The organism is Myxosarcina sp. GI1(2024) (assembly GCF_053543375.1).
Window position 1 is genome coordinate 12944 of sequence record NZ_JBKGTY010000005.1, and the last position, 26762, is coordinate 39705.

Genomic DNA, 26762 nt, shown 5'->3' on the forward strand with positions numbered 1-26762 from the left:
TTTTTTAAGTTAACTGTCTTACAAATGCTAAATATTTTATGTCTTTTAATAGAGCGCTTATAGTTCAGTAACAATTAAACTGTTAATGACGTAAACTAACCTAAATAAATTTAAAAATCATGACCAATAAATCGAACAAAATGGGTTTGTTAAATTCTAGTCTAACTAGATTTTTCTTGGGCAGCTTATTGATGGGACTACCGCTAGTAACCACATTAGAAGCTAAAGCAGATATGCATACAGATTCTATGCCCCAAACGGAAATGGGTACAGAAAATGATGCCATAGAATCTGAAGATTCACCATATTATGAGGGTGATGCCGGCTATGATGGCGAACCAATAGCTACAGTCGTTCCTACAGAAGGAACTGTCGGTGTTTTGGTTAAAAATCAAACTAATGCCGTAATCGATTATCAGGCGATTGGCTATACTGAGAATCAGACACTTGAGGGTGGGAAAGAACACGTTTTGCAAGATTTACCCGTACCCGTAGTAATTAGAGCAGCACGCCAGGATGATGGCTTTATTGAAACTATACCAGAAGTCAATGAAGAGGGAATGTTGGAATTATCCTTAGACGAATATCCGGAGCGAAATATAGGAGTGATTAGAATTGAGGAAGACGGAAGCGTATACATTAATCCCAGTAATGTAGATTACGAATAATTTAGATTGGTTTTCCCTAAGTGACAAAGCGGTCTGTAAATTTTGTAAATAAGTATTCAGATGCCAAACACGAGCAGATAAATTACTTTAGCTCTTAGGCGATCGCGTTTTTTAACTGTCAGACCGATCGCCTCATTCTCTGCTTTTATAGATATTGATTATGAAACCCTTTAGCAATTTCATTATTGCTTTTATCTTGGCAGTTGCGACCACCTGTTTGGTCTATGCGTTCAGTAGAATTCTTTTTAGCTCGATCGCACCGTCTGAAGTAGAGATACGAGACAATGATGAATCGCAACTATACTGACCTTAACCTATTTCGGTATATTTTAAATGCGCCGCTCCGCAAAGCGCGATATTGAGTCGCAATGCCAGAACAACGCTTTAAAGAGGTTAAAAGGGTTAAACTCTGCGAATGATGAAGCTTTCTTCAACTCGGTGCATTTCAATTTTTAACGATATTTTCTCCATCCGTATCTACTTCTAACTCTTCTTTTCTTAAAGTTTCTTCAGCGTCAACACTATCTTGTTGCACTTCTTTGTGGATACTAGCTTCTTCTCTAACAAAAGCCTGTTTTTTGATGTCGGCTGTTTCTTCATAGACATCCATTTTAACGGTTTCGTTATCGGAAAAATTGACATCCTCGGCAGCAACAGTTTCTGCATTGTCAACATCATGACGTTCGATAACTACTCGTTCTTTTTCTACCGGTACGGATACTTTTGCCGTTTCAGATTCTACTTTTTTACCAACTTTAACTTCACCAGTTTTTTGCCGTTTTTTGTTGGCGATTAGACGTTCTTGATAGAGTTTGAAAGTGTCACTATTTTTCTCATTAAGTTCGTATAAATCTTTTTCTTGATCGTAACTATAGGTGTCTCGATCGTATTCTTGTGCAGCTCGTTCGGGGGAGCGATAATTAGCACGAACTTTTTCTTCATATTCGTAATCAACCACCATGTTTTCGTGGTATTTTGGCAATGCCTCTGCTTGATCGACCGTACTTATTCCTAAGGCGTAGATACACTCGTTATCCGCATCAACTAAAGCACGTCCAACTGGCAATAAAACTTGTTTTCCGAAAATCCAGAATCCAGTCTCGACTACAAAGTAACGAAAGTGTCCGGACTCGTCTACTAAGACATCTCGCACGAATCCTACTCGTGCTTCTGTTTCCCCTGCTTTCACTGCAAACCTTTTGATATCTTTACCGTCAAAAGATTCTTGCTGGTAATCGGGGGCAAAATCTTCTAATTTATATAAGGTCATAGTTAGTTTTAGATGTTGTGACAATTTACCATTGAGAAGTTGCGGGAATGCAAAGCTATCAGACTCCGCATTCCCAAAATTGGGACTGGTTAAGTTAGCGATTTTTTTTAGTTTCGTCAACGATAAATACTTCCGCTTCATTATCGTTATCAATATCGATTTTATCGGTAGCATCCCGTCTGGATACTTCGCGTCTCTCGCTAACCACTTCCTCGCGTTCTGCCATAGGTCTTGGTTGTTCTACCAACTCATTATCAGCTTGGTACCGGTCGGGAGCATCGTAAATTTCAAACTCCTGAATGTCGCGATCGCGCAGAATAGAAGCGGCTGATTCTACTTCATCTTCAGTACCCGTAACCATGAGTAAATAGTCACCGGCTTTGATCCGGTCTTCGTAGACTTTGGCTTTCTCTTCAGGAATACCCAAACCTACTAAAGCACCGACAATACCGCCTGCTGCCGCACCGATACCAGCACCTGCCAGAGTAGAGGCGATTTCCGAGATTCCTACCCCTGCAGCGAGGACGGGACCTACCCCAGGAATAGCCAGTACGCCAGCACCTACTAAGAATCCACCAATACCACCTAAAACCGTACCGGTGGTCGCACCAATTCCGGCTCCTTCCGAGGCTTCGTTGCCTTCTTTGTCCGTGACTTGGTCAGCACCTTCTACACCTTCAATATCTCTTGCAAGTAGAGAGACATTATCCATATTGAAGCCCTTGTCTTTAAGGGCGCGAAGCGCGCTTTCTACATCTTCTCTTCTTTCAAAAACGCCTACGGCTCTTTTGTAATTAGTTGTGATTTCTCTGTTCGTATTCATATTTTTTTCCTCTTAAGTTAAAAGTTTACAATCGTTATAAAAACGTGATTTATGACCGTACGACAAATTATTCGTCCAATGCAGACGGATAAACATCATCGGCAACAATCACTGGTCTCTCGGTATAACGAGACTCAAATTCGCTATACTCCTCTGAGTCCCATTTCAATTCGGGATCTTGTTGGAGCAGATTGACATCAAACGCACGCGCCATTCCCGTAACGACTACTGTTTCTCCTGCTTGAAGTGCACTATCCTCTGCATCGAGGTCTCGTCCGACGCCGACTACTATCAAACCGATATCGTCTACCCAACCATCTTCGTAAAGAGACATCGTGTTGGAAGAAAACATTTCCCCAACTTCACCTTCAACAGCGATCGGTTGGTCGTAGAAAGTAGAAGGATTTGCCGCTAAATCCTCGGGAGTGGGGGCTAAAGCTACGGACTCGGCAATAACAGCAGGTCGATCTTCGTAGTCTACATACAGTTCGTCATCTAAATCTATACCGTATTCAGTTTCGATATCGGCGATGACCAACTCTCTAACCGTCCCCGTAGCTTGCACTGGGACATCCTCGCTTGGACGGGTAATGGGAGTGTCACTAGCGTTAACGACGATAAATGGTTCGCCGCCAAAAAACTCGTCGGCTTGAAGTACGAAACCCGACTCGCCCAAGTCTTCTTCTACTCCGCTCCTAACGGTTACAGTTTGACCGATATATTCATCGATATTTCCCGTAATTTGTTCGATAGTAACGTTGGTTTTACCTTCTTGAATCTCTTCTTGGGCGGTAAGTTTGTTAGGGAGTAGCTGGGTTGCAGTTAGTCCTAGTGCGACTGCTCCTACATAAGCTAATATTCTTTTGGTTATGCGCTGACTAAAATAGTTTCGATTAGACATAATTGTTTTATTTCCTGATAAGCACGATTATTATTAGCTTGGCTACAGTTCAAAATCGAGCAAGCCAATAAAAGAAATTATCGGTATCGAACAGCTTTAAAACATGTCGATTTAGTTTGAGTAGCTAAGGAAGCGGATACGAAAAAGGCAAAATTGCTAAAATCTAACTTTAGCGAGCATACCGAAATATATTCCGTACTCAGTTGTTATAGGTTTTATCTGCCCTGCTCTGTCGTGAGATGACAGAATCCTTCGGACAATAGAATTTCTTTTAATCGCTCGCACGCTCTCTGGCAATTCCATTTTTTGTTACTAGTAATTAATAGCAAGCCACAATAGCAAGCCACTCAACTATTATTTAAGATAAGCAAAATATCGCTCGATTTTATATATCTAAGGTACTATCCTTGAATAAATGTCGCTCTACTTTTTGAGAGATTTAATAGATATAGGGCAACTATTAGATTGATTTTTGAAACATAATTTTATAATTGGAAGTTTTTCTGACTCAAATAAGTTCTTTCAAGCCGGATATGGGTTCTACTGACAAAAACTACCGCACAATTCCAGTTATCTCTAGAATCTCATTTGTTTATTTCTACCAATAGCTATAAGAGGCGGAAAACACTTTTTTATTTTCCAAATACAATACTTAAGATTTAGTACTAACAGTAGATAGAGAAAATTTTTACTTAAATAAACTTTAAACTTTTTGGTTTCAGTTTAGATTTATTAAAATTAATTAGATTTATTAAAATTAAAAAATTTGAAATTGAAATTTATTGCCGTAGCTAGATATTTATTGAATCTACTAACAACTATCATCCAATAAGCTAGACTCAAAATTTGGCTATTTTTTATCCTCGATCATTCGAGCTAAAAATATTTGATTATCGTAAACAATAGATGAAGTTGAGAAAAGATATGAACTTGAATAAAATATTTTCTAAAGCATCGTTTCTACTATTATTAACAGCGGCATTAATCGGTTGTGAGACTGAGGAGCCTGATGTAGGAGTTGTAACAACAGAAGAAAACGCTACTACGGGAGAAGTAACAGAAGACGCTCCTCTCGCTGAGACTCAAACTGAAGAAGAAATAGTACCAGACGAGCCACTCACTGAAACCCAAACAGAAGAGGAAGTCATAGAAGACGAGCCACTTGCTGAAACTCAAACAGAAGAAAACGTTACTACGGGAGAAGTAGCAGAAGACGCTAGCGAGCTTATGGGTGAAACCGTAACCATTCGCAGCAATGCCATCGAAGTAATCGAACCATCTACCTTTGTCGTGGCAGACCAAGAGTTTTTTGGAGGAGAAGATATTGTAGTTGTTAATGCCACTGGATCTCCTTTCGAATTACCTACCACAGACGATACAGAAGTCCAAATAACTGGGGAAGTAACTGAATTCGTCGTATCCGATATCGAATCGGCTTACGATTTAGATTTAGACCCAGACCTATATGTAGAATATACCGATCGCCCAGCGATAATTGCCCAATCTTTGGCGATCGCACCCGAACCATCAGAGATTACTGCCGATCCCAGTCAGTATTACGGAGAAACCATTGCCGTTAAGGGGGAAGTAGAAGATATTTACAGCGACAATGTGTTTTCTATTGATGAAGAGGGACTATTGGCTGAGGACGATTTATTGGTATTAGTAACTGGCGCTTCGGAACCTGTAAACGATAGTGAAACGGTTGCAGCTACTGGAGAATTGCGTTCTTTCGTCGTTGCCGATCTCGAACGCGACTACGATTTAACCTGGGATTTGGACTTACAACGAGAACTCGAGGCAGAATACAGCGAAAGACCAGTTTTAGTTGTCGATCGCGTTTATTCTTCTGCTATTCCGGCAGCAGCTAAATAAATGACATTTTGTTTTTGTTGACAATTGAGGGGCGATCGCTGTTAGCCAACGGCGATCGCTTTTTAAATAAACCAGCAGCTTATGGACATACGGGTGCTGTTGGTTCTAAGGTATCAGTGGTATCTACCGAGTCCTCTAAAATATCTTCATCCACTTCATCGGCATAGTTTTCGGTAGTTTCCTCAACTACGCTGGGTATCTCCGTCCTTATCTTCTTCAGTTTCGGTAATGCTAATATCTTCATCACCCTCAACGCAATCTTTATCTTCACGATCTGCTGGGTCTTCGACTGGATTTTCTATATAGTTACCGTCTACATCAATATTGTTATTGTTGTTTTGGGCGTTTACATCATTCCCAAATGTATTAATACCCAATATAGCTAATAAAGCTACTGCTGTATTTAAACTAAAATTCATATTTAAAACTTGCTGTAATTTGTCGCGTTCGGAACCATTTGGCGTTACCGAACGAACTTAACTTTTAAAAGTAAAGATGTAGATTAGAATCGCTATTTAATAATATCCCTAAAAAGACACGATCGCGATCGCGAGGGTGTCAAATCCTTGACATCATAAAAACATATCCGATCGATAAGCTGATTAAAGTACGATAATGTTCAAAAATCAGCATATCAAACACAGATAGATATATGAATCAAATTCCCGAAGAAGACTCTTTTAAATATACACTTCTAGACGAGCGAACGAGAACTATTATCAGACAACATGCCGCAGAAATTAAAAATTTAATGCGTCTTACTGCTGAAAATATTATTGATATTGGCAAAAGATTGACTGAAGTTAAGGAACGACTAGAGTATGGCAGCTTTGAAAGCTGGTTGAAAACCGAGTTTGAATGGAGCGAGCAAACTGCTCGTCAGTTCATGCAAGTATATCGTTGGTCGGAAACTATAGAAAACAAAAATTTTGTGTTTTCTCAACTGGCTACATCTGCGCTCTATTTACTCGCCGCGCCATCGACACCACCAGAAGCAAGAGCAGAAGTTTTGAGTATAGTTGATGGTGGTGAAAAAGTTACCTACACTCGCGTTAGAATTATAGTAGAGCGCCACAAAAGTGCGGCGACTTTGTCTCCTGGGGATCAAACCGAGAATAATGATAGTGATAGTGTTATTGATGTTGTGGCACAAAGTGAAGTAAACCAGACAACTTCAGAACGAGAGTTTGCCTCTAACCAATTGTTTCGTTTAACAACTCAAAATCTAGGCTGTCTCGTTAGGCTATATCGTGCTGATGAACTAGAAGCAACCACTGAGATGACTGTGGGAGCGACTGTCAAAATAAAAGTAGGTCGTTGGCATGGTCAAACAGCAACAATAAATGAAATCTTGACCGATCGACAAACACTAATGAGCGAGCCAGAAGAAATAGTGCCAATATCTTCTGCCACTCCACCTAAAAAACGCCACGTTACAATTCAAACTATCGACGAGACAGATTTGTCAGAGCTAAAAAAACTGCTAGAAATAGACCGCAACTTAATTATCAGCTATGGCAGTATTTGTCTTGCTGTAGAGAGCGATTCCGAAACTTTAGCCGCCTTCATCGAACGACTACAAACTAATGCTGCTTTTGTTGAAGAAATATTTCAGAGAATTTTGGATGATTACTAGAAAATAAATTGTAACGAAGTTATAGCGATCCTCAGTTGGAGCGTAAAAACACATGACAGATCGCACGAAGCGCGATAGAATTGCGCTCCGTGTAATTAATTATAGAAAATTATTCAAATAGACCTTCGTCTTCTGCCGCCGCATAAATACTATCTACCACTATTACTGGTCGTTGTGAGTATTCAGCTTCTAGTTCTTGCTGTACGTCCAAATCCCAGTCCAAGTCGTAGTCTCTTTCTAGTTCGGCAGCGACAAAGGGACGAACCATACCTGTAACCACTACTTCTCGTTCTTCTGCAGGAATTTGCTCTCCGCTCAGATTGAGTACTAATACCTCTTCGCCGCCAATCAGCTGTTCTTCGTTGAGAACAAAGGTGTTGGTGTTCCACATTTCACCCACTTCTCCTACGACGGCAACTTCTTTACCATAGAAGTTTTCAGGTCTTTCAGAGATATCTCCTATACCTGGCGATAAGGTTATAGCATCGGCAAAAATGACTGGTCGACCTTCATAGTCTACATAGAGATCTGGATCGAGATCGAGGTCGTATAAACTGTTGACATCTGCATAAACAAAACTACCTACTTCTCCTGTAACTTGAAGTTCTAGCTCTTCGTCAGGCATTTCAGGAAGCATTTCTCCTGAAAGATTAACAACTAATACCTCTTCTCCTTCTAAAAATCCCTCTGCATCAAGGGTGAAAGTTGTGCCAGGTTCGACTTCTTCTTCAACTTGCCCTCTAACAGTTACTCGTTCGCCTAATGCGTCTGTTGGATTTTCTTCAATATCTTCGATGGTGGTACTACCATCTGTTTCTTGAGCCTGCAAACTAGAAGGAACAACAGTCGTAAAAACTGATGCCATAGATAAGGTTAATGCACCTACTCCAAGTTTAGTTAATAAATTATAATTTGACATAAATTCTATATTTTTCGTCTTACTTGCAACAATTAAATAAAATAAGCAATACTTTTACTGCCTATTAAAAATCGTAGCTATTTTGGAAATTAAAGAGCATCTAACTTATGTTATATTACAATAGCTTATATCTATCTATCTTTTGAACTACATCTATTTAAGGTGTTCATATTGTTGTTTGTTAATCTGCACAAACATCAGCAAACTATTGTAGATTTTTTATTTATTTCTCAAGTAATAAGAAACGGTCGAGCTAGTAATTTATAAGGGGAGGATCGCATCTAATTTTGTTGGAGTACTTTGGAATAGCAAGCAGTTTATTTAAAAAACAAATAGAGAAAATACAAATATTCGATCGCTTTGCTGCAAACGCTAAAATAGATTCAGAATCAAAATAATATCATTTATGCCGCGAATCAATATTTACAGTCTGTCGATGCAAATCAGTCGGATGTTCGAGCGGGGAGAGTCTTTTTTTTGTACTGTCAAAGTACAAGACTGGCTGAGACAGCGTAATGAAAATCCCGATGATTATGAAATATTATTTCACGAAAAACCCGCGCCACCAGAATCGGGATTAATTGTGATGCGGGAAATAGAATTACGTCGTAAAAATGGAACACCCGTCGCTCCTTGGCTACAAGAAGAAGCCAATAGTTACACTTGAAAGAAGGCTTTAGGCACTAGGAATTAATCAGTATTTCTCCTTCGTTTGCTTACCCCAATCTTTTTAAAGTCCCCAATATTCAATCCTTTCCTGAAGCCAGCCAGATTCTTGCCAACGGGCGATCGCGTCATTTACCCGGTCTCGCAATTCTTGATACTGTAAACCTTTAGGCATCACAATCGATAGGGGTATGCCTGAAAGTCTCTCGGATAATAATTTATATTCGGGATATTCTTGTGTCCAACCGGTTAACAAGGTGCGATCGCCTGCAAAAGCCGCGGCTCGTTCGGTTTCTAATAGTTTTAAAGCTTCCATATAAGAATCTACACCAACTAAAGTAGCATTCGGTAGTCTGTGACGAATCACGGCAATAGTTGCTGAATTTTCCAACACGGCAATAGTCCCTTGAGTTAAATCGTTTAAATCTTCGATCCCGCTATCTTTAGTGATTAAACTCGTTCCGTCTAGATAATAGTAGGAACTAAAATCGACTACTCTAGCACGAGGTGTAGTGTAACCAACTCTGGCGATCGCCAGATCCACATCATCGTTTAAGACTACCTGCAATCTTTCCTGATTGCTGACGGGGATAAATTCTACGGCTTCTAAGTCGCCCAAGATTTCTTCAGCTAACTTACGAGCAATATCTATTTCTAACCCAACCAAATTTCCCTCAGTATCAGTAAAACCCAAAGGACGTAGATTATCTTTTACTCCGATAATTATTTGACCGCGATCTTTTATTGCCGTTAATTCTGCGGCAAAAGATGGCGCAACAACTAACAATGTGGCTGTTAACGTTCCCAAAGCCATAATAACATTTAAAAGCTTTTGTTTCACGATCGCAAAGTTGATAACTTACAATTGACGAGCAATAAATAATTGTCTATCCATAACACGGGCAAGTCAATTATCGCTGTGGACGAAAATAGATCGAGCCTTAACGAGACTAAAATTCGCGCCATTTTGGCGAGGAATGATAAATGGTTAAAAGTAGTTACTAGTAAATCTCTGGTTTCTATTGGGAATTACTATAATACCCCCAAGATTGCGGGTCAAGGGGGCAAGGAATTTAAGAAACGTCGATCTATTTAACTCGCGCTTGCTACAGTTTTACTGTCACCGTCTTAACGGTACTTAAACAATTTAAACAGACAAAATAAGATAGAATACCTTTGCTGATTAACTTTAACATTATTCTAAAGCCCGATCGCACTTACTTTATGAAAGAAACTACTCCCGCAGCCATGCCTCCCTGTTTCGATAGATGAGATGGTGTCAAAAGTTTGATGATTTACTGAGAACTAAAGCGCAAAAAAGGGAATTCAGACATTATTTAGGAGGATTATTAGGGGAAAGTGAGCGAAAAAATGTATCTCAAATGGCTAAAGACGCAGTAGAGGTCACATACCACAAATTACACCATTTCTTAACTGAAGCAACTTGGTCAGCGAACAAGATAAATGAACGTCGCTTAGAAGTGATGAACAAGTGTAATCAAACGAGAATCAGTAAGGGATTTAGTCTAATTGTTGATGACTCTGGGCATAGAAAAAGTGGTAACTTTACCGCAGCAGTAGGTCGTCAATATATTGGGGAAATTGGGAAAACAGATAATGGCAATGTTGTAGTAACAACTCATCTATATGATGGCCAAAAAAGCTTACCTTTAGACATAGAACTATATCAACATGGTAATTCGTTGCCCGAAGGAAAGAAAGACAGAGAATTCAAGAAAAAACCCACCTTAGCCTTAGAATTAATCGATAAAAGTTTGAAGAGGGGATATCGACCAGGACTAGTATTAATAGATTCGTCCTATGGTAACAACACAACTGTTTTACTCGAACTGGAAAAAAAGAAATTAAAGTATATAGGAGGAATCGCTAAAAATCGTAATATTTTGGTTAAAACTCCATCAAATCAATTAGAAAAAATCAGAGTAGATGAATATGCTCAATGGTTATCTGATGAGGAATTTAAGGAGATTCAAATCCAGGGTGAAAAACCTAGAACCGTCTGGGTAGCAATAATAGAAGCAGAAATATCAAGGCTAGAAGGAATCAGAAAAATAGCTATCGTCATGAGTGCACCAATCTTTGAAGATGCTGAAGATATTGACTACTTACTCACAAATGTTGAGGGAGAAATAGTAACCGAGCAATGGATAGTTCAAACTTATGCTCAGAGAAACTGGATAGAAGTTTTCTATCGAGAAGCCAAGGGATGGTTAGGATTAAAAGAGTATCAAGTTAGAGATAAGAAGAGTTTGGAAAGACATTTTATTCTAGTTTTTTGTGCCTATACTTTTATCCTTTGGCATAAGCTTACTGGAGGTTTAAGAAGACGTTGGGCGAACAAACCTTTGGAGACATTTCCTGAAGCATTAGAAGCTTTTCGTACAGGTATATCTTATCGTTTTGTCCAATGGTTGAACCAAAATCGCGACGTATTCGTAGCTTATAAAGCTAGTTTGGGCTTTGTTTGGGCTTGATTTTTGTTTAAGTACCGTTAGCAGCTTAGTAGGTCCGAGTTTTACTTTTGGTTCTGGTCTTGTAGCAGTGACCATGGTTACCCTCCTTAGCTTAAAAAAAATCTATTTCTTCGATCTTAAAACCGCTCAATTAGTTTGTTTACCATCAAAGGTAGATTCTTAACATTCCTAAGCCTTTGATTGTCTTAATCCGAGCTGAGGTTAAGCAAAAAATGACGATTGTTTGGGATAACATCTTCGTCGAGCAGCATTAGTCGAACCGATATCATCGTGACCGATCTTTGTTTCGAGTCAATCCTACAAAAGTATTTTGAGCAATGGTCGGAAACGTAATTTATCATACTGTTATGATTCTCAGCAGGAGTAAATTAATGCTGTTGCTAATTTCCAGAACCAAAAGATTCGGCTTTTCAAAGTAGATGGGGTTTACTGGTAAAAATTAGTCAAAATAAAGTACATCCAATATAGAAGTGTCAAGATGAGTTCAGAAAAGTTAGTTCGCGCAGTCAAAACGGAACATTATCGTAAATACAAGGTTAAAGAACACGAGCGGAAAATGTACGAACGTGAATATAAGTTTGTCTGTAAGGGATGCGATCGCATAGTAGAACGGATTAGCTATGCAGTATGCTGTCCGAGTTATGGCAACGAGTGTAATGGAAAAGCTTCAGAGTGCAGGAGAAATAAATAATGCTGGAAAGAGAAATCGTAGCAGCGATTGAGAGTCTTGAAAGGCTAGAGAATTACTATCAAAACAAATACGAACGCTATTTAGCCGAGGCAATGGCGGCTAAAGCACATCGAGAAAAAATCGAAATGTTGTTGCGGGATTTAGACGAGAAACTAGAAGATGTGCTTGAAGAGTCTAATGAGTCAGAATTCACTCATGAAATAATTTCAACCTCGGTCGTAGAACCATCACTCAGTCGTCGTCGCCGGAAAAAAAGTTTCAATTTGCCAGATGCACGATTAGAGAGAACCAATGGGTATGGTTCACAACTGCGAGCGACTAATTTTGGTTCTGATAATGAAGTCTCGAGACTTGAATCTAACTTGGAAGGAAAGATCGATACTATTGCTAGTTTTTTAAAACTATCTAAAACCGTGCTGCCAGCAATCAAAAAAGTCTTTGATTCGGAACCTAACAAAACCCTGCATCTCAGCTATTTGCAGAAAATACTCAACACCGAACTCAATCTAGATTTGACTGAAGAATCTCTCGAACTTTACCTAAATCAAGCGATAGATCGAGGCTATTGTCGTTTGGATACTTACGACCTTCATTGCTACACGAATACCGAAAGCCAACAGGATTCTTCAGTTGAAACTTCCCCAGTTTTCTCGAACGACGCTGACTCGGCTGAAGTAAAAGCTGCAGGAGATTTAGCCGACGATAGTGTAGAGGAAACTTCAAGCGAAAAGAATGGGATGCGAAAGCTCCATAACTTACCCGACTCAAACAAACTCAAAGTAACACTATTAGAAACTATCCGAGGTTTTTTAAAAGAGTGTAAGCCTAGAGTATTTTCAACCAGAGAAATAATCGATTATCTATATTCAGAACGGCAGCAATCGAACTGGACGACAAATCGCAGGACTAAAATTCGTCAATCAATCGCCAATGTTTTAGGTAGACGTGACTATTTGGGAAGAGAATGGGTGCGAGTCAAACCTGGAATCTATCGACCTAAAAAGTGAATAAAATTTCAGTGCTCGATTGTCTAATTTTAAATTCAATCGACTATTGATGGTCGAGGGAGATACATGTAATACAGCAAGTTTTAAATTTGTTAAGTACTCGTTCAAACTCGATCGCATCTCTTAAGTCTCTATGACTTTTAATTGCTGGATCTGCGATCGAATCTCTGTCGTTAATTAAGAGTTGGCAATCAGTGCCAAATACTCACTGCGAAAGTAGCGCAGAGTGCTTAAAACGGGATTGGGTGCCGATTGCCCCAAGCCACATAAGCTAGTGTATTTCACCATCTCGCATAATTCTTCTAGCTTGTCTAAGTCAGTAACCGAAGCTTTGCCTTCTCGAATTTTGGTTAGTAACTGATATAGCTGAACCGTTCCCGCTCGACAGGGAATACATTTACCACAAGACTCGTCCATGCAAAATTCCATAAAAAAGCGAGCCACATCTACCATATTGGTAGTTTCATCCATGACAATCGCGCCACCCGAACCCATAATCGAACCTAATTTGGTTAGAGATTCATAATCTACAGAAGTGTCAAATGCAGCAGCAGGGATACATCCACCTGAAGGTCCCCCTGTCTGCACTGCTTTGGCGATACCTTCAGGAACGCCGCCACCCATATCTTCTACTATTTGCTGCAAAGTAGTGCCCATTGGCACTTCAATTAAACCCGTGTTGCAGACTTTTCCTGCCAGGGAAAAAACTTTAGTTCCTTTACTTTTTTCGGTGCCGATACTAGAAAACCATTCTGCACCCTGACGAATAATTGTCGGAACGTTAGCCAAAGTTTCGACATTATTAATTAGAGTAGGATAACCCCACAAACCAGATTCAGCAGGATAGGGAGGGCGAGGGCGAGGAATGCCCCGCTTGCCTTCGATTGATGCCATCAATGCAGTTTCTTCGCCACAGACAAATGCCCCTGCGCCAATACGAAGGTCGATTTTGAAATCGAAAGGAGACTCAAAGATTTGACTTCCTAATAAACCCAACCGCTTCGCCTGACGAATTGCTGTTTGTAAATGGCTTATAGCTAGAGGATACTCTCCCCGGACGTAAATATAACCTTGGCTTGCTCCCACCGCATAAGCAGCGATCGCCATACCTTCAATTACTCGATGGGGATCGCTTTCTAGCACACTGCGATCCATAAAGGCACCAGGATCGCCTTCGTCGGCATTACAAATTACAAACTTGCGGTCGCCTTTTGCCTTGGCTACAGTTGCCCATTTCAATCCTGTAGGATATCCTGCGCCACCTCTACCTCTCAGTCCACTGCTGGTAATTGCCGCTACTACCGATTCTGGGGTCATTTCCCGTAATACTTTATATAGTGCCCGATAACCATCGGCAGCAATGTATTCTTCTATCTTTTCTGGATCGATTTTGCCACTATTTTCGAGGACGATTTTTAACTGTCGGGTAAAGAAAGGGTGAGTTTGTGGTTGATATGGTGATGGTGCAAAGGCTGAGTCTCCCTCGTTCATCTGTCGGATAGATGTCACAATTTCTGAAGCACTATCCGGAGCAACGCGATCGTATAGAGTTCCTTGGGGGTCGACTCTGACTAATGGTCCTCGACTGCACAATCCCATACAACCAACCCCGGCAACTTCGACTTTTCCTCCCAAACCTGCTTCGTTTATGGCTTCTTCTAACTGCTCTTTGACTGCTAGTCCATTAGCAGATAAACATCCTCCTACGGTACAGCAACGAATACAGGTTTTTTGTCGTTTTTGCCGTTCTCTAGTGGCAATTGTATTGAGTTCTTCAAGATCCATAGTGTAAATGTTCCCTAACTCGACGAATAACAGATTCAGAGGTTTGATGACCTTCGACATTGCCATCTACTACTACTGCAGGAGCAATTCCGCAGGCACCCAAGCAACGGGCGGTTACTAGGGACAATTGACCGTTAGGAGTGGTTTCTCCTGCTTTAATTTGATACTGCTGTTCTAAAGTTGCCAGTAAATTAGCCGCCCCTTTGACATAGCAAGCCGTACCCATACAGACAACGCAAGTATGCGCTCCTTTTTGCTTTAGAGAGAAAAAATGATAAAAAGTAGCTACTCCGTAGACTTGGCTCGGAGGTAGTTTTAGGCTATGGGCAATATAAAGCAGTAAATCTTCTTCTAAGTAACCAAATAACTCTTGCGCCTGGTGCAGCACCTCAATCAGTGCATCAGGCGCATACTGGTGACGTTTCATTGTCGCCTCCAGCATCCGAAACCGCTTATCGCCGCTAGGATGTAGTTGAGAATTTCCTTTTGTAATTGGCATATTGGTGGTTAGTGCTTAGTTTAGTAAACAATCGTGGTTTATCCTCTCCAGCTACGCCACAAAGGATAGCCATAAGTATCTATACTTACTATCTCTCCATTAAAAGTTTCACTTTGGTTGAGGTCGTAACTTCTGCCATATCGACCTCTGTGCCAGCCAGAGCGGTTTTGTTGACAACAATAGGGATATTCAGAATCCTCGAGTGGTTCTTCGGAGGCAAGAGGATTAGCTGCGGGCGCAACTAAAATAAAGCTCGTTAGAGTTGCAACCAATAATTTCTTTGCTAGTTTGATTTTCATGATTTTTCCTTGCTCGCTTCATCAAATCTAAGTCACGCAGTTCGATAAAATTGCCTGGGAAATCCTAGTAATTTCAGCGTACAAACAAGACTTGAAGAATTTGTGAGGAGAAGATTTAATCCGATCGCTCGGCTACAACAGTGCGATCGCGCCCTACATAGCCGCAGTGAACGATTTCCAGTCTCCACGCAGCTTTTTGGTAGCAGTTACTCCCGATGCCTAATTTTCTTTTCGACTAATGTGTCGAACCAGTATATCGAGAGATCGAGAGTTAGTTGGGCTGTTACTAGATGTTAATCCCATTCAGGCACAACTCCAACAAGCGCGACAAGCGATCGAATCGCTTCAGTTAGCAGAACTAGAAAACTTCTTTCCAGAAGCCTGTCTGGAAGTTCGACCCAAACAAACAGATGAAGTAACTATTACTACGGCTGTAATTTATCCCATAATCTCGAGCGAGCGCCTGGCGGTGATTCTGTCTCTACAGACGGTTCCTTATTAATTAATGACTTTTATCAACAGTTAGTACAGTCCCAGTCCGACATTAATCAAGCTGAAGCTTTGCGTCAAGCTCAATTGGCATCGATCCATTCTCAGGACTCCAACCATACTTTTTATTGGTCGCCTTTTGCGTTGGTAGGAAATTGGTTGTAAAAGTATCAATCTTTGCCTATTTGAATTTTACATCCCATATCCTCACAAGTTCCTCAAGTTACTGGTTTACAACAGAGTTATCAGCCTAAATGAGTTCTCGCTCTATTAGATGCGAAAAAATAAAAATTGAATGAAGAAAATGAGGAACTGGGATTTATGGTAACAATAGTAGATCGCCAAAAAGAACTATCGCAAGATAGAGAAGGAGCTTTCATTCTCTGGTTTGAAGATGTGGGAATGGAAGACGTTTCCCTAGTCGGTGGTAAAAATGCCTCTTTAGGAGAAATGATCCGACAGTTAACACCAGAGGGAATTAATGTTACGGGAGGTTTTGCCACTACTGCTTATGCTTATCGTTATTTTATTCAACAGGCAGAATTAGAAAGCAAGCTACGTCAACTATTTGCCGATCTCGATGTAGAAGATGTTAGTAACTTGCGATCGCACGGCAAGCAAGCGAGGACGTTGATTCTCAATACTCCCTTTCCCGAAGAATTAGAGGCTGCAATTACCGAAGCTTACAGTCAATTATGCCAGCGATATAGCATCGATTTTGAAGCTTGCGATCGCTTTGAAGGGGAAGATAAAGAACTCTGTCACAAATATACTTATAACGTAGATGTGGCGGTTCGTTCCTCGGCTACCGCTGAAGACTTACCCGATGCCAGTTTTGCAGGACAACAAGAAACCTATCTTAACGTTCATGGCTTCCAAAGCGTCCTTGACGCTTGTCATAAATGTTTTGCCTCCCTATTTACCGATCGCGCGATTTCCTATCGTACGATTAAAGGTTTCGACCACTTTAATGTCGCGCTTTCTGTCGGCGTACAAAAAATGGTGCGTTCGGATTTAGCAACTTCGGGAGTGATGTTTTCGATCGATACCGAAACTGGTTTTAAAGATGCAGCTATCATTACGGCTGCTTATGGTTTGGGTGAAAATGTGGTTCAGGGGGCGGTCAATCCCGATGAATATGTCGTCTTCAAACCGACACTAACTCAAGGCTATCGACCCATTTTAGAAAAACGTCTCGGTAGCAAAGAAATTAAGATGGTGTATGATATTGGCGGTAGTAAGCTCACCAAAAATGTACCCACATCCCCCTCGGAAAGAATTAAATATGCGATCGAAGATGACGAAATTTTGACTTTAGCGTCTTGGGCTTGTCAAATCGAAGAACATTATTCTCAAGTACGCGGTGTTGCTACCCCAATGGATATTGAATGGGCAAAAGACGGGTTAACGGGAGAATTATTTATCGTCCAGGCTCGTCCCGAAACCGTACAATCTCAGAAAGCTCGCAATATCTTGCAGACATATAAGTTAGAAGCAACAGGCGAGATACTAACCACAGGTCGGGCAGTTGGCGAAAAAGTTGGTGCCGGTAATGCCAGAGTTATTTTAGATATTACTGAAATTGATAAATTCCAATCGGGAGAAGTTTTAGTTACTAATAAAACCGATCCCGACTGGGAACCAATTATGAAACAAGCCAGTGCGATCGTCACCAATCAGGGCGGTAGAACCTGTCATGCGGCGATCATCGCTCGCGAAATGGGAATCCCGGCAATTGTAGGCTGTGACGTTGCGACTAAAAATATTCAAACCGGAAGAGAAATAACCGTATCTTGTGCTGAAGGGGAAGAAGGTAAAGTTTATGCTGGTTTGATTCCTTTCACCGTCGACTCGACGGAGTTAGATAACTTACCCCAAACCAAAACGCAAATTTTGATGAATGTCGGCAATCCCGAAGAAGCTTTTAGCTTGTCAGCTTTACCCTGCGATGGGGTGGGTTTAGCCAGGTTAGAATTTATCATTGCCAATCAGATTAAAGTACACCCCCTAGCGTTACTCAAATTTGAAGAACTCCAAGATGCTGGAGAAAAAATGGCGATCGCTCGCCTGACAGTTCATTACCCAGATAAACCCAATTTCTTTGTGGATAAGCTTGCCCGAGGCATCGCTACTATTGCCGCCGCCTTTTATCCCAAACCCGTTATCGTGCGGATGTCGGACTTTAAGAGTAACGAATATGCCAATCTTTTGGGGGGCAAACAATTCGAACCGACCGAAGAAAATCCGATGCTGGGTTGGCGTGGTGCGAGTCGCTATTACGATCCTCTCTATCGTCAAGCCTTTGCGATGGAATGTCAGGCATTTAAACGAGTCCGAGATGAAATGGGTTTGACTAATGTTATTCCCATGATTCCTTTCTGCCGAACTCCCGATGAAGGACGCAAAGTTATAGCCGAGATGGGCAAACATGGTTTGGTTAGAGGCAAAAATGATTTGCAAGTCTACGTCATGTGCGAACTGCCCAGTAACGTGCTGCTAGCGGATGAATTCAGTCAAGTCTTTGATGGCTTCTCCATTGGTTCGAACGACCTTACTCAACTAACGTTAGGACTCGATCGCGATTCAGCTTTAGTTGCCCATCTCTTTGACGAACGCAACTACGCTGTTAAAACTATGCTGGCAATGGCGATCTCTGCGGCTGGCAATAATCAACGTAAAATTGGCATCTGCGGTCAAGCACCAAGCGATTATCCAGAGTTTGCCGAGTTTTTAGTTCGGCAGGGTATTGATTCGATTAGTCTCAATCCCGATTCCGTGCTGAAAACGAAATTAAAAGTCGCCGAAGTAGAAAAAATCTGGCGTTGCTGAATGCGTAATGATTTTACTTCGTTTGTCTACGAAAAACATGGATTGTAGATGTCATAAATACTGAACACCATTACCTAATCAGCAACGCCCAAAATCTTAGTTAGCAAGCAACAGTTGGTAGCATCGAAGTTTCATTCCTCGCCACCAACCACCCATCGAACAAGAGGTATTGCCAATGATGAAAAAAATTTTGGTACCACTCAACCATTCTAAAATACATAAGTCCGTCTTTGAGACAGCAGTATTTCTAGCCCAAACTACAGGGGCAACTTTAATGCTGCTGCACGTTTTATCCGAAGACGAAGCAGGCTATCCCGTGTTGCCTAGCTATGCCTACTATCCGATGTTAGACGAGCGCAGTTATAACTTATATCGAGAAAATTTGACAGAATACAAACAATGGGGAATTGATTTTTTACAAAATCTCACTCAAGAGGCAACAGCAGTAGGAGTTCAAACTGAATACACCCAATTAACCGGCAATCCAGGGCGGTCGATCTGCGAAATAGCCCATATTTGGTCAGCCGACTTGATTGTAGTAGGCAGTCGCGGCTTAAAAGGTCTCAAAGAAATGTTTCTCGGCAGCGTTAGTAATTACGTAACTCACCATGCACCTTGTTCGGTGTTCATCGTGCGTAATGCGATCGAACCCGAATCAAACTCAGATTCGATCGCTGCTGAAGAACAACCAGCAGATAACAATCCGCTCACTGAAGACTAACAAGACTAACCCTACTAAGCAAAACAAGATGTTTGACACAATCCTAGCAGCGCTCGATCGCTCCCCGGCAAATAGAAAGGTATTCGACAAAGCTCTATCTTTAGCCAAAGCGAACCAAGCTAGTTTAATCTTACTGCACGTTTTATCTGGAGAAGAACCAGACAGTCCGATTATGTCTCACTATCCTGCAGTGGGCGACCATCACCATTACCTACATCTCGATCCTACAGTCGGTCAAATGGCAAATGAAATGTATCGTAGGCAGTGGAATGCTTTTAAAGCTCAAGGAGTGGAATTACTACGTTCTTTTGCCAATGAAGCGATCACCGCAGGAGTACCGACAGAATTTAGTCAGCTTATCGGTCATCCTAGTTTGACTATCTGCGACTTTGCTCAGACTTGCCACGCCAAGGTAATCCTCATCGGCAGTAGGGGATATTCGGGTTGGAAAGAACTATTTCTCGGCAGCGTTAGCAACTATGTAGTTCATCACACTCCTTGCTCGATATTGCTAGTTCGGACTGCCATCGAACCACAGGGAGATTCTGCATTAGAAAATGTAGAATCTACCGCTCTTGCTTAGACTTTTAATGGTAAACGACAGAGTCAGGGCAGAACAATATCTTGCTACTAAAAACTTAGAGGCTAAATGGTTAAAAGTTTGGTGGTCGGTTACGGCAATGACTTACGCGGTGATGATGGTATCGGCACTCAGGTCGCTCAAATTGTCGCCACTTGGCATTTGCCAAGAGTGCGATCGCTGCCATTACATCAGTTATTCCCAGAATTAGCTGCGGATTTGGCTAGCGTAGATTTAGTAATTTTTGTCGACGCTTGTCGGGCTTTCGGTCGAGATTCCGTAGAATTGTATTCATTAAAACCTGTAGATGCAACTAAACTTGAGAGCCACTTCAGCGATCCGATAGCAATACTCAGTCTCACTCAATCTATTTATGAAAAATGTCCTCAAGCATGGTGGGTAGTAGTGCCAGGAGTAAATTTCACTTTGGGTGATCGCCTATCAGTTTTGGCACGAGATGGTATTTCTCAGGCATTAATTCAGATAAGAAACCTAATTTCAGCAGTCAATTCCCAGACCGAAGTAACATCTAGAGGCAAAACCAGCCAGTTGAGATAGATGCACGAAGTAAGTATGATGCAAACTACTTTAGAGATTGCGATCGCTCAGGCTCGAAAAAATGGAGCAACGAAGATCGAACGTTTGACGATGAATATTGGTGAATTATCGGGAGTGATTCCCGAAGCTTTAGAATTTGCCTTTGAAGTTCTAACTCGTGGCACGATAGCTGAACACGCTCGCTTAGAAATTAATGCTATTCCAGTAGTTTGTTATTGTCGAGAGTGCGATCGCCAATTTCAACCTAAAAATTATGTTTACCAATGTCCTCAATGCCAGCAAATTAGCAGCAATATTCTTACTGGTAGAGAACTAGAATTGGCTTCGTTAGTAGTTAGTAGTTAGTAGTTAGTTGCTGCTCGCTCGGTGTTTAAGGAGAAATAAAAAATGTGTAAAGACTGTGGCTGTAGTGTAATCGATAATGTCGTTCTTGAGGATGTAACTCCAACTCAGGAAATAGAAACAACAAACCAGCAGACAATTAATCTCCATCGAGGTATCCTCAGTAAAAACGATCGCCTCGCGGAGCAAAACCGTCACTACTTTAAATCGAAAGGATTGCTGGTTATCAATTTGCTGTCATCACCTGGTTCGGGTAAAACCGCCTTAATTGAAAGAATACTGCAAGATTATAGTGATTCTATCGGTATCGGTGCCATTGTAGGTGACTTGGCTACTGATAACGATGCTCGAAGACTGCAAAGCAAAGGCGCATCAACTATACAAATTACTACTGGTAATGCCTGTCATTTAGAAGCAGCTATGGTTGCCAAAGCTGCTCAGAAGCTCGATTTAGATAATTTAGACTTACTAATTATCGAAAATGTCGGTAATTTGGTTTGTCCTGCCGCTTACGACTTAGGACAAGATTTGAGAGTTGTATTGCTGTCGGTAACAGAAGGAGAAGACAAACCACTCAAATATCCAACCATGTTTAAATCTGCCCAGTTAGTAATTATTAACAAAATCGACCTTGCCGCAGTGATAGAATTTAATCGAGACCAAGCAATTTCTAATATTCGAAAAATTGCCCCTCAAGCTCAAATTTTTGAGATTTCAGCTAAAACAGGTGAGGGAATCGACTACTTGTATACTTATCTATTTTCTTCGCATTAGTTCTATTCTCTTCACAAGTTCTTCAAGTTGTTTTCTTAATCTAAAAATATAAAAGATCGAGGCTAACTGCTAGAAACTTTCACACCTAGAGAACCATGAGGAGATAATCTCGATGAAAGAGCAAACTAAAACTTGGTGTCCTGCTGTTGAATTCAATGAAACTGATGAAGACCTAATTCTCAAAGCAGAAGTGCCAGGAATTGAAATAAAAAATTTGAATATTCATGCCGAACCCGAATCGCTCTCGATTTCGGGAATTCACGACCGTCATAAATCGCAAGCCGAAAAAGAATTAATTCCTTCTCAACTGCACTACGGACAGCTTGAATGCAATATTCTCTTACCAGTAAAGATTGAAGTAGAAAAAATTAGTGCCGAACTCATTGATGGAGTCTTAACTATAACCATGCCTAAGATGGAGATTGCCAGTACGGCTAAGCTTTAAAGGTTCTAAATTTATAGACGGTAGCCCAGTGTCTAATTCTAAGTTGGCAGTGAAGATAGTAATTCACTAAAAATTTTATAGCTGAATAATTAAATAAAGAGGTAAAAAAAATGAAGATTGCTCAATGGCTGCGGGATACAGTTCAATATATTTGGGACGGAGTTTCTAGACTGTTCAAACCCACCGATGATGACTATCCTAAATCGGGAGTACAGCCTTTTGAAGGCGATCCTTATGACGAACGCGAACAACATTCATAAATATTTTAGGGAAAAGCAATAATCAACATCGTAAGCTAGTAGAAAAATCTTCTCTCTACTAGCTTTCCTGCTACTATAGACTAGCAAGACGATCTCTAATATCAAGTCCGTTTAATCAGTCATAATAACCTTACTGCCTTCTGCCTACTGCCTCAGATCGAGATGTAGTCTACTCATAGAAAACTGCTGTAACTACCAATCGAATCAACAGATTCGCGGTAACTGTTCGCCACTTAAGAGATCGACAATACGCTTCGAGCCAATTTTGCTTTTGAGAGTAACTAAAGAATTTTTATCCTCAACCACTTGACCGATAATTTTTGCCTGGTACTCGGGAGGATAAGAACTCATTATTCTTAAAGCGCGATCGCCATCTCGTTGCGGAATAAAAACTACACACCTACCCTCATTAGCTACATAAAGAGGATCTAAACCCAGTAGTTCGCAAGCTCCTTGTACCTCTTCAGTAATAGGAATTAAACTCTCGTCAATTTCAATACCAACGCCAGCAGCATAAGCAATTTCATTTAAAACACTGGCTAAACCACCGCGCGTTAAATCTCGCAGACAGTGAATTTCCACATCAGCGGCAAGTAATTCTAAGACTAAATTCGCTAGCGGTGCCGAGTCAGTTTCAATAGTGGTTTCAAACTCTAATCCCTCCCTTACCGCCATAATTGCAATTCCGTGCCGTGCCAAATCTCCATTGAGTAATAGTAAATCCCCTGGCTTAACTGACTGCGGCGCGATCGCCAGATTGTGTTCGATAATTCCCACTCCCGTAGTATTAATAAAAATACCGTCTCCCTTGCCCCGATCTACCACCTTAGTATCGCCAGTGACTATCTTTACCTTGGCTATTGCTGCGGCTTGCTGCATCGATTGCACCACTTGCCAAAGAGTCTCCATAGATAATCCTTCTTCTAAGATAAAGCTCGCGCTGAGATAGAGTGGACGTGCCCCCGCCATTGCCAGATCGTTTACCGTACCGTTAACGGCTAAAGAACCAATGTTGCCACCCGGGAAAAACAAGGGATTAACCACATAAGAATCGGTAGTAAAGGCAATTTTATTGCCGCTAAGCTGAAGAGCGATCGCATCGTGTTGAATCTCATTCGTCGTACCGAAAGCAGTCAAAAACATTTGAATTAACTGCTGCATTAATTTGCCACCCCCACCATGAGCCAATAATACATGGGGATATGTTTGTAAGGGAAGGGGACAAGCAAGATTAAAATTTGGGCGATCGCTCATAATTTGGTTTGTCTAGCCTTTGACAATAATCTTACCTACCATACCAGCAGCACGATGGGGTTCGCAGTAATAAGGATACGAACCTGGAGTAAGATCTCGGGCAAAGTTAGTTCGATCGGTAGTCGCCAGTTTTGAATAATAGTTGTTTGTGAGATAGCTGTTTGGCTAATGCTTTATTGCCATTAGGAATTTTATCTTCTTCAAACACTACATTATGTGGTGGGACTTTATTAATCGTTCACTCGACCGTATCTCCAAGCTTAATTTCCAAGTCTTCTGGGACGAACTTTAGTTCGCCTCGATCCGATCCCATTTTTACCTCGTAGATAGCTGCGTCAGCAGGCGCTGCCAGTAAAATTAAACTAAAAAGCAATAGTAAAATGCTTAAAAATAATGAGTTAAATTTTAAATCGATCATCTCTACCTCCGCAAGTTATCTATTTTTGATGCTCTGAAAAGTCTCAAATTATTAAACTAACTATTTACTCCCAACTAACTGCCGATAACGATAGTAAGCAGCACAAGCACCTTCAGAAGATACCATTGGCGCACCCAAAGGATGTTCTGGAGTACAACGCTTACCAAATGCTTGACATTGAGAGGGTTTTCTCGTTCCCTTAAGAATCGAGCCACTAATACAGTCCGATGATTCTTTGGTGGTAGAAACTTCGAGCTTAAAATTTTTCAAAGCATCAAAATGACGATATTTATCTCGCAATCTCAAACCACTATTGGCAATCGTACCAATACCACGCCATTGACGAGGGACGATTTCAAATATGTCTGCAACTAATTTTTGAGCCGTTTGATTGCCCTCAGAACTAACGGAACGACTATACTGATTTTGTACTTCTGTTCTGCCTGCTTCTAGTTGCTCGACACACAGATAAATTCCTTGAAGAATATCTACAGGTTCAAAGCCAGTAACTATTATCGGCACGCCATACTTGCGAGCGATAGGTTGATATTCTCGATATCCCGTAACCGTGCAGACATGACCCGCCGCTAAAAATCCTTGGACGCAATTATCAGGTGCGGCTAGAATCAGTTCCATTGCTGGGGGAACGAGTACGTGTGCTACCAATAAAAAAAAGTTGTCAATGTTTAACTGGCTAGCTCGATATACTGCCATTGCCGTTGTCGGAGTGGTAGTCTCAAATCCCACCGCAAAAAAGATAATTTTTCGTTCTGGATGTTGACGCGCAATTTCTAGTGCATCTAGTGGAGAATATACAATTCGTATGTCTCCACCGGCAGCTTTAACCGACAACAAGTCTTGGCTCTGACTACCAGGAACTCGCAGCATATCCCCGAACGAGCAAAAAGTCACTTCTGGAAGAGTAGCAAGTGCGATCGCGCGATCGATTAAATCTACAGAGGTAACGCAAACGGGACACCCAGGACCATGAACCAAAGTAATTTCCTGGGGTAACAATTTGTCGATGCCGTATTTAACTATGGAGTGAGTCTGTCCGCCGCAAATTTCCATAATCGTCCAGGGACGAGTAGTTATTTGCGCGATCGCTTTAATATAACGATCTACTATTGCGGCATTACGATATTCATCGACAAATTTCATCAGAACATTAGTACTGTTAATAATGTTGTATATCTAGCCAAAGATCGCCAGAAAACTTCTTCGATTTCAATTTAAAAATAAAATTTGAAGATTTTGTGAGCTTTTTATAGCAATAGGATAACGGATTAGAACATTAATCTAGTCAAGAAGGAATGAGGAGTAGAAAAAAGAAAGTCTAACAAATGTCCTCGGGGTTGCTGGTATTGCCATGTATGTAGACCCAAAAAATTTAGCCAATTAACCTAGCAAATATTTGAGATAAATATGCTCACGAATTACTCATAATATTTGTTTATAATCCGGTTAAAAGATCGAAATTAATTTTGGTTTTTTACTTAACCTAGTCAAGCCAAATTTCAACATAAAGCATTGGATAAGTGCGAGCGATCTTTATCTTAAATGCTATAGTTTGGCTTGGTTAACTCATCTAACTTGTAATGGAGATAAATTAAAATGTTAGTTAAATCAGATCTACCTCATCGTAAAAACAATCCTAAAAGACAAAAGCGTAACCAATTGGTAGATTTCGGAAAACCAAAAGTTCCACTGAGCACAACTCCCAAACAGAAACAAGGAGAAAAGCTGAGGGATTGGGAAGATGCTCCGTGAAACTTGCCATGGAATGGTAAAGAAAATAGGGCACTAGCGATCGCCTCGTGGCAACCTAGAGACTCATTAGTTTGAAATTGACGACTAACCACTAACTACTAACTATTATCCATTTCGATTTATTCAGTCTCTGATTCATCGACTGCATCCCAAGCTATTTCACATTCTCGATCTATTTCTTCTTGGCGATCGCGAACTATGCGCTCGTGTAACAGAGTATCGTGAATCTTTTCAGATAGTTTATTAGAATTGGGTTGAGGCGCGACATTTAGCTTCATTAACAAATCGGTTACCGAAATGATTCCCAGAAGCTCTTTTTGAATTACGGGGGCTCTTTGAATACCAGCTTCAGCAAATAGTCGGGCGACATTTTTTAGACTGAGATCGGGATTAACCACGATACAAGGTCTAGTTACGATTTGATAGACTAAAATTTCTTCAGGATTTTTTTCTCGAGCAATTATTTTGTAGGCAATATCTGTTTCGCTAATGATTCCGTAAGCTTCCTCATCATCACTAGGTTCGACAATTAAAGAACGCACTTTTTTATCCTGCATCATCGCGAGCGCCTCAGCTACAGTTGCCAAACTGTGAATCGTAAATACTTTAGTAGTCATGATGTCTGCTGCTTTCATTGCTCTTCTCCCTGAATTTTCAATTTTTTCTTCTATCTAAAACTAAAGCAAATATTATTGCGCTCGGTCTTTAAATACCTATATTTCGATATTTAACTTGTAACTTATAGACGAGCAACTCGATAATCTCGTGTGAATAGAAATACTAATTTT

Annotated in this window: 33 protein-coding genes and 1 pseudogene; 18 read left to right on the forward strand and 16 right to left on the reverse strand. The window is 40.8% G+C overall.

Features of this window, described 5'->3' with window-relative positions:
* Positions 1-119 precede the first annotated feature (119 nt).
* Entirely contained in the window at positions 120-668 is a 549-nt protein-coding gene (locus ACLFKQ_RS18960; protein WP_449001323.1) for a hypothetical protein, read from the forward strand.
* A gap of 445 nt (positions 669-1113) precedes the next feature.
* Here ACLFKQ_RS18960 and ACLFKQ_RS18965 read toward each other — a convergent pair whose 3' ends face one another.
* The 3 genes from ACLFKQ_RS18965 to ACLFKQ_RS18975 all read right to left on the reverse strand — a co-directional run bounded on the left by ACLFKQ_RS18965 (position 1114) and on the right by ACLFKQ_RS18975 (position 3662).
* On the reverse strand, positions 1114-1938 hold the full coding sequence (locus ACLFKQ_RS18965) for a DUF2382 domain-containing protein (protein WP_449001324.1): 825 nt from the start codon (positions 1936-1938) through the stop codon (positions 1114-1116).
* A 94-nt stretch (positions 1939-2032) separates the two neighbouring features.
* Positions 2033-2761, reverse strand: a complete 729-nt coding sequence (locus ACLFKQ_RS18970; RefSeq protein ID WP_449001325.1) for a general stress protein — start codon at positions 2759-2761, stop codon at positions 2033-2035.
* A 67-nt stretch (positions 2762-2828) separates the two neighbouring features.
* Complete coding sequence (locus tag ACLFKQ_RS18975; RefSeq protein ID WP_449001326.1) at positions 2829-3662, reverse strand: hypothetical protein; 834 nt, start codon at positions 3660-3662, stop codon at positions 2829-2831.
* Positions 3663-4586: 924 nt separating this feature from the next.
* On the opposite strand from ACLFKQ_RS18975, the gene ACLFKQ_RS18980 reads away from it, so the two are divergent.
* A complete protein-coding gene (locus tag ACLFKQ_RS18980) occupies positions 4587-5537 on the forward strand; it encodes a hypothetical protein (protein ID WP_449001327.1) in 951 nt (316 codons plus the stop codon).
* An 8-nt stretch (positions 5538-5545) separates the two neighbouring features.
* Positions 5546-5704 (forward strand): hypothetical protein, encoded by a 159-nt coding sequence (locus ACLFKQ_RS18985; RefSeq protein ID WP_449001328.1) that lies wholly within the window; start codon positions 5546-5548, stop codon positions 5702-5704.
* Between the two features lie 15 nt (positions 5705-5719).
* Here the strand turns inward: ACLFKQ_RS18985 and ACLFKQ_RS18990 are convergent, their stop codons facing one another.
* Positions 5720-5956 carry a hypothetical protein gene (locus ACLFKQ_RS18990; RefSeq protein WP_449001329.1) on the reverse strand — a complete coding sequence of 79 codons (237 nt, stop codon included), beginning with the start codon at positions 5954-5956 and terminating at the stop codon, positions 5720-5722.
* 233 nt (positions 5957-6189) lie between these two features.
* Here ACLFKQ_RS18990 and ACLFKQ_RS18995 point away from each other — a divergent pair, with 233 nt between their 5' ends.
* Entirely contained in the window at positions 6190-7173 is a 984-nt protein-coding gene (locus ACLFKQ_RS18995; protein ID WP_449001330.1) for a DUF3102 domain-containing protein, read from the forward strand.
* A 109-nt stretch (positions 7174-7282) separates the two neighbouring features.
* On the opposite strand, the gene ACLFKQ_RS19000 is transcribed toward ACLFKQ_RS18995, so the two are convergent.
* Positions 7283-8092, reverse strand: coding sequence for a hypothetical protein (locus ACLFKQ_RS19000; RefSeq protein WP_449001331.1), 810 nt, complete (start codon positions 8090-8092; stop codon positions 7283-7285).
* Between the two features lie 406 nt (positions 8093-8498).
* On the opposite strand from ACLFKQ_RS19000, the gene ACLFKQ_RS19005 reads away from it, so the two are divergent.
* Positions 8499-8759 carry a hypothetical protein gene (locus ACLFKQ_RS19005; protein WP_449001332.1) on the forward strand — a complete coding sequence of 87 codons (261 nt, stop codon included), beginning with the start codon at positions 8499-8501 and terminating at the stop codon, positions 8757-8759.
* Positions 8760-8822: 63 nt separating this feature from the next.
* Here ACLFKQ_RS19005 and ACLFKQ_RS19010 read toward each other — a convergent pair whose 3' ends face one another.
* Positions 8823-9599, reverse strand: coding sequence for a transporter substrate-binding domain-containing protein (locus ACLFKQ_RS19010; protein ID WP_449001333.1), 777 nt, complete (start codon positions 9597-9599; stop codon positions 8823-8825).
* A gap of 383 nt (positions 9600-9982) precedes the next feature.
* Here ACLFKQ_RS19010 and ACLFKQ_RS19015 point away from each other — a divergent pair.
* The 3 genes and pseudogenes from ACLFKQ_RS19015 to ACLFKQ_RS19025 all read left to right on the forward strand — a co-directional run bounded on the left by ACLFKQ_RS19015 (position 9983) and on the right by ACLFKQ_RS19025 (position 12951).
* Positions 9983-11253: pseudogene (locus tag ACLFKQ_RS19015) on the forward strand (IS701 family transposase).
* Positions 11254-11731: 478 nt separating this feature from the next.
* Positions 11732-11944, forward strand: coding sequence for a hypothetical protein (locus tag ACLFKQ_RS19020; RefSeq protein ID WP_449001334.1), 213 nt, complete (start codon positions 11732-11734; stop codon positions 11942-11944).
* The gene (locus ACLFKQ_RS19025) at positions 11944-12951 is read left to right on the forward strand and encodes a hypothetical protein (protein WP_449001335.1); all 1008 of its coding nucleotides are present in this window, start codon (positions 11944-11946) and stop codon (positions 12949-12951) included. The genes ACLFKQ_RS19020 and ACLFKQ_RS19025 overlap by 1 nt, the downstream gene beginning before the upstream one ends.
* Positions 12952-13128: 177 nt before the next feature.
* On the opposite strand, the gene nuoF is transcribed toward ACLFKQ_RS19025, so the two are convergent.
* Genes nuoF through ACLFKQ_RS19040 form a run of 3 tightly spaced genes read right to left on the reverse strand, consistent with a single transcriptional unit; the run spans position 13129 to position 15534 of the window.
* On the reverse strand, positions 13129-14736 hold the full coding sequence (gene nuoF, locus ACLFKQ_RS19030) for an NADH-quinone oxidoreductase subunit NuoF (RefSeq protein WP_449001336.1): 1608 nt from the start codon (positions 14734-14736) through the stop codon (positions 13129-13131).
* Positions 14726-15235, reverse strand: coding sequence for a bidirectional hydrogenase complex protein HoxE (gene hoxE / locus ACLFKQ_RS19035; RefSeq protein WP_449001337.1), 510 nt, complete (start codon positions 15233-15235; stop codon positions 14726-14728). The genes nuoF and hoxE overlap by 11 nt, the downstream gene beginning before the upstream one ends.
* A gap of 38 nt (positions 15236-15273) precedes the next feature.
* Positions 15274-15534 carry a hypothetical protein gene (locus tag ACLFKQ_RS19040; protein ID WP_449001338.1) on the reverse strand — a complete coding sequence of 87 codons (261 nt, stop codon included), beginning with the start codon at positions 15532-15534 and terminating at the stop codon, positions 15274-15276.
* A gap of 238 nt (positions 15535-15772) precedes the next feature.
* On the opposite strand from ACLFKQ_RS19040, the gene ACLFKQ_RS19045 reads away from it, so the two are divergent.
* The 10 genes from ACLFKQ_RS19045 to ACLFKQ_RS19090 all read left to right on the forward strand — a co-directional run bounded on the left by ACLFKQ_RS19045 (position 15773) and on the right by ACLFKQ_RS19090 (position 22532).
* Positions 15773-16036 carry a hypothetical protein gene (locus tag ACLFKQ_RS19045; protein ID WP_449001339.1) on the forward strand — a complete coding sequence of 88 codons (264 nt, stop codon included), beginning with the start codon at positions 15773-15775 and terminating at the stop codon, positions 16034-16036.
* Between the two features lie 41 nt (positions 16037-16077).
* On the forward strand, positions 16078-16188 hold the full coding sequence (locus ACLFKQ_RS19050) for a CHAT domain-containing protein (RefSeq protein ID WP_449001548.1): 111 nt from the start codon (positions 16078-16080) through the stop codon (positions 16186-16188).
* 156 nt (positions 16189-16344) lie between these two features.
* Positions 16345-18852: a phosphoenolpyruvate synthase gene (gene ppsA, locus ACLFKQ_RS19055; RefSeq protein WP_449001340.1), complete on the forward strand. Its 2508-nt coding sequence runs from the start codon at positions 16345-16347 to the stop codon at positions 18850-18852.
* 175 nt (positions 18853-19027) lie between these two features.
* Positions 19028-19573, forward strand: a complete 546-nt coding sequence (locus ACLFKQ_RS19060; RefSeq protein ID WP_449001341.1) for a universal stress protein — start codon at positions 19028-19030, stop codon at positions 19571-19573.
* A gap of 28 nt (positions 19574-19601) precedes the next feature.
* Positions 19602-20156, forward strand: a complete 555-nt coding sequence (locus ACLFKQ_RS19065; RefSeq protein ID WP_449001342.1) for a universal stress protein — start codon at positions 19602-19604, stop codon at positions 20154-20156.
* 66 nt (positions 20157-20222) lie between these two features.
* Positions 20223-20711: a hydrogenase maturation protease gene (locus tag ACLFKQ_RS19070; protein ID WP_449001343.1), complete on the forward strand. Its 489-nt coding sequence runs from the start codon at positions 20223-20225 to the stop codon at positions 20709-20711.
* Positions 20712-21056, forward strand: a complete 345-nt coding sequence (gene hypA / locus ACLFKQ_RS19075) for a hydrogenase maturation nickel metallochaperone HypA (RefSeq protein ID WP_449001344.1) — start codon at positions 20712-20714, stop codon at positions 21054-21056.
* A 42-nt stretch (positions 21057-21098) separates the two neighbouring features.
* Positions 21099-21827 carry a hydrogenase nickel incorporation protein HypB gene (hypB, locus tag ACLFKQ_RS19080; RefSeq protein ID WP_449001345.1) on the forward strand — a complete coding sequence of 243 codons (729 nt, stop codon included), beginning with the start codon at positions 21099-21101 and terminating at the stop codon, positions 21825-21827.
* A gap of 112 nt (positions 21828-21939) precedes the next feature.
* Positions 21940-22272, forward strand: a complete 333-nt coding sequence (locus ACLFKQ_RS19085; protein ID WP_449001346.1) for an Hsp20/alpha crystallin family protein — start codon at positions 21940-21942, stop codon at positions 22270-22272.
* A gap of 110 nt (positions 22273-22382) precedes the next feature.
* Entirely contained in the window at positions 22383-22532 is a 150-nt protein-coding gene (locus tag ACLFKQ_RS19090; RefSeq protein WP_449001347.1) for an isochorismate synthase, read from the forward strand.
* A gap of 204 nt (positions 22533-22736) precedes the next feature.
* Here ACLFKQ_RS19090 and hypE read toward each other — a convergent pair whose 3' ends face one another.
* The 7 genes from hypE to ACLFKQ_RS19125 form a co-directional block, all read right to left on the reverse strand.
* Complete coding sequence (gene hypE, locus ACLFKQ_RS19095; RefSeq protein ID WP_449001348.1) at positions 22737-23786, reverse strand: hydrogenase expression/formation protein HypE; 1050 nt, start codon at positions 23784-23786, stop codon at positions 22737-22739.
* Positions 23787-23798: 12 nt separating this feature from the next.
* Positions 23799-23915, reverse strand: coding sequence for a plastocyanin/azurin family copper-binding protein (locus ACLFKQ_RS19100; protein ID WP_449001549.1), 117 nt, complete (start codon positions 23913-23915; stop codon positions 23799-23801).
* The gene (locus ACLFKQ_RS19105) at positions 23893-23994 is read right to left on the reverse strand and encodes a hypothetical protein (RefSeq protein WP_449001349.1); all 102 of its coding nucleotides are present in this window, start codon (positions 23992-23994) and stop codon (positions 23893-23895) included. Before ACLFKQ_RS19105 ends, ACLFKQ_RS19100 begins: the two co-directional genes overlap by 23 nt.
* 30 nt (positions 23995-24024) lie before the next feature.
* Positions 24025-24204, reverse strand: coding sequence for a hypothetical protein (locus ACLFKQ_RS19110; protein WP_449001350.1), 180 nt, complete (start codon positions 24202-24204; stop codon positions 24025-24027).
* Positions 24205-24264: 60 nt separating this feature from the next.
* Complete coding sequence (gene hypD / locus ACLFKQ_RS19115) at positions 24265-25365, reverse strand: hydrogenase formation protein HypD (RefSeq protein ID WP_449001351.1); 1101 nt, start codon at positions 25363-25365, stop codon at positions 24265-24267.
* Positions 25366-25841: 476 nt separating this feature from the next.
* The gene (locus ACLFKQ_RS19120) at positions 25842-26066 is read right to left on the reverse strand and encodes a hypothetical protein (protein ID WP_449001352.1); all 225 of its coding nucleotides are present in this window, start codon (positions 26064-26066) and stop codon (positions 25842-25844) included.
* A gap of 27 nt (positions 26067-26093) precedes the next feature.
* Positions 26094-26609, reverse strand: coding sequence for a CBS domain-containing protein (locus ACLFKQ_RS19125; RefSeq protein ID WP_449001353.1), 516 nt, complete (start codon positions 26607-26609; stop codon positions 26094-26096).
* Positions 26610-26762 lie beyond the last annotated feature (153 nt).

Bases quoted from the DNA above. Each gene is read 5' to 3' on its own strand.
- ACLFKQ_RS18965 (WP_449001324.1), bottom strand. From the start codon at position 1,938: ATGACCTTATATAAATTAGAAGATTTTGCCCCCGATTACCAGCAAGAA.
- ACLFKQ_RS19045 (WP_449001339.1), top strand. From the start codon at position 15,773: ATGTGTCGAACCAGTATATCGAGAGATCGAGAGTTAGTTGGGCTGTTA.
- ACLFKQ_RS19090 (WP_449001347.1), top strand. From the start codon at position 22,383: ATGAAGATTGCTCAATGGCTGCGGGATACAGTTCAATATATTTGGGAC.
- ACLFKQ_RS18960 (WP_449001323.1), top strand. From the start codon at position 120: ATGACCAATAAATCGAACAAAATGGGTTTGTTAAATTCTAGTCTAACT.
- hypE (WP_449001348.1), bottom strand. From the start codon at position 23,786: ATGAGCGATCGCCCAAATTTTAATCTTGCTTGTCCCCTTCCCTTACAA.
- hoxE (WP_449001337.1), bottom strand. From the start codon at position 15,235: ATGCCAATTACAAAAGGAAATTCTCAACTACATCCTAGCGGCGATAAG.
- ACLFKQ_RS18975 (WP_449001326.1), bottom strand. From the start codon at position 3,662: ATGTCTAATCGAAACTATTTTAGTCAGCGCATAACCAAAAGAATATTA.
- hypD (WP_449001351.1), bottom strand. From the start codon at position 25,365: ATGAAATTTGTCGATGAATATCGTAATGCCGCAATAGTAGATCGTTAT.
- ACLFKQ_RS18980 (WP_449001327.1), top strand. From the start codon at position 4,587: ATGAACTTGAATAAAATATTTTCTAAAGCATCGTTTCTACTATTATTA.
- hypB (WP_449001345.1), top strand. From the start codon at position 21,099: ATGTGTAAAGACTGTGGCTGTAGTGTAATCGATAATGTCGTTCTTGAG.
- ACLFKQ_RS19125 (WP_449001353.1), bottom strand. From the start codon at position 26,609: ATGAAAGCAGCAGACATCATGACTACTAAAGTATTTACGATTCACAGT.
- ACLFKQ_RS19020 (WP_449001334.1), top strand. From the start codon at position 11,732: ATGAGTTCAGAAAAGTTAGTTCGCGCAGTCAAAACGGAACATTATCGT.
- ACLFKQ_RS19040 (WP_449001338.1), bottom strand. From the start codon at position 15,534: ATGAAAATCAAACTAGCAAAGAAATTATTGGTTGCAACTCTAACGAGC.
- ACLFKQ_RS19005 (WP_449001332.1), top strand. From the start codon at position 8,499: ATGCCGCGAATCAATATTTACAGTCTGTCGATGCAAATCAGTCGGATG.
- ACLFKQ_RS18995 (WP_449001330.1), top strand. From the start codon at position 6,190: ATGAATCAAATTCCCGAAGAAGACTCTTTTAAATATACACTTCTAGAC.
- ACLFKQ_RS18990 (WP_449001329.1), bottom strand. From the start codon at position 5,956: ATGAATTTTAGTTTAAATACAGCAGTAGCTTTATTAGCTATATTGGGT.
- ppsA (WP_449001340.1), top strand. From the start codon at position 16,345: ATGGTAACAATAGTAGATCGCCAAAAAGAACTATCGCAAGATAGAGAA.
- nuoF (WP_449001336.1), bottom strand. From the start codon at position 14,736: ATGGATCTTGAAGAACTCAATACAATTGCCACTAGAGAACGGCAAAAA.
- ACLFKQ_RS19000 (WP_449001331.1), bottom strand. From the start codon at position 8,092: ATGTCAAATTATAATTTATTAACTAAACTTGGAGTAGGTGCATTAACC.
- ACLFKQ_RS19085 (WP_449001346.1), top strand. From the start codon at position 21,940: ATGAAAGAGCAAACTAAAACTTGGTGTCCTGCTGTTGAATTCAATGAA.
- ACLFKQ_RS19110 (WP_449001350.1), bottom strand. From the start codon at position 24,204: ATGATCGATTTAAAATTTAACTCATTATTTTTAAGCATTTTACTATTG.
- ACLFKQ_RS18970 (WP_449001325.1), bottom strand. From the start codon at position 2,761: ATGAATACGAACAGAGAAATCACAACTAATTACAAAAGAGCCGTAGGC.
- ACLFKQ_RS19060 (WP_449001341.1), top strand. From the start codon at position 19,028: ATGATGAAAAAAATTTTGGTACCACTCAACCATTCTAAAATACATAAG.
- ACLFKQ_RS19025 (WP_449001335.1), top strand. From the start codon at position 11,944: ATGCTGGAAAGAGAAATCGTAGCAGCGATTGAGAGTCTTGAAAGGCTA.
- ACLFKQ_RS19065 (WP_449001342.1), top strand. From the start codon at position 19,602: ATGTTTGACACAATCCTAGCAGCGCTCGATCGCTCCCCGGCAAATAGA.
- hypA (WP_449001344.1), top strand. From the start codon at position 20,712: ATGCACGAAGTAAGTATGATGCAAACTACTTTAGAGATTGCGATCGCT.
- ACLFKQ_RS19070 (WP_449001343.1), top strand. From the start codon at position 20,223: ATGGTTAAAAGTTTGGTGGTCGGTTACGGCAATGACTTACGCGGTGAT.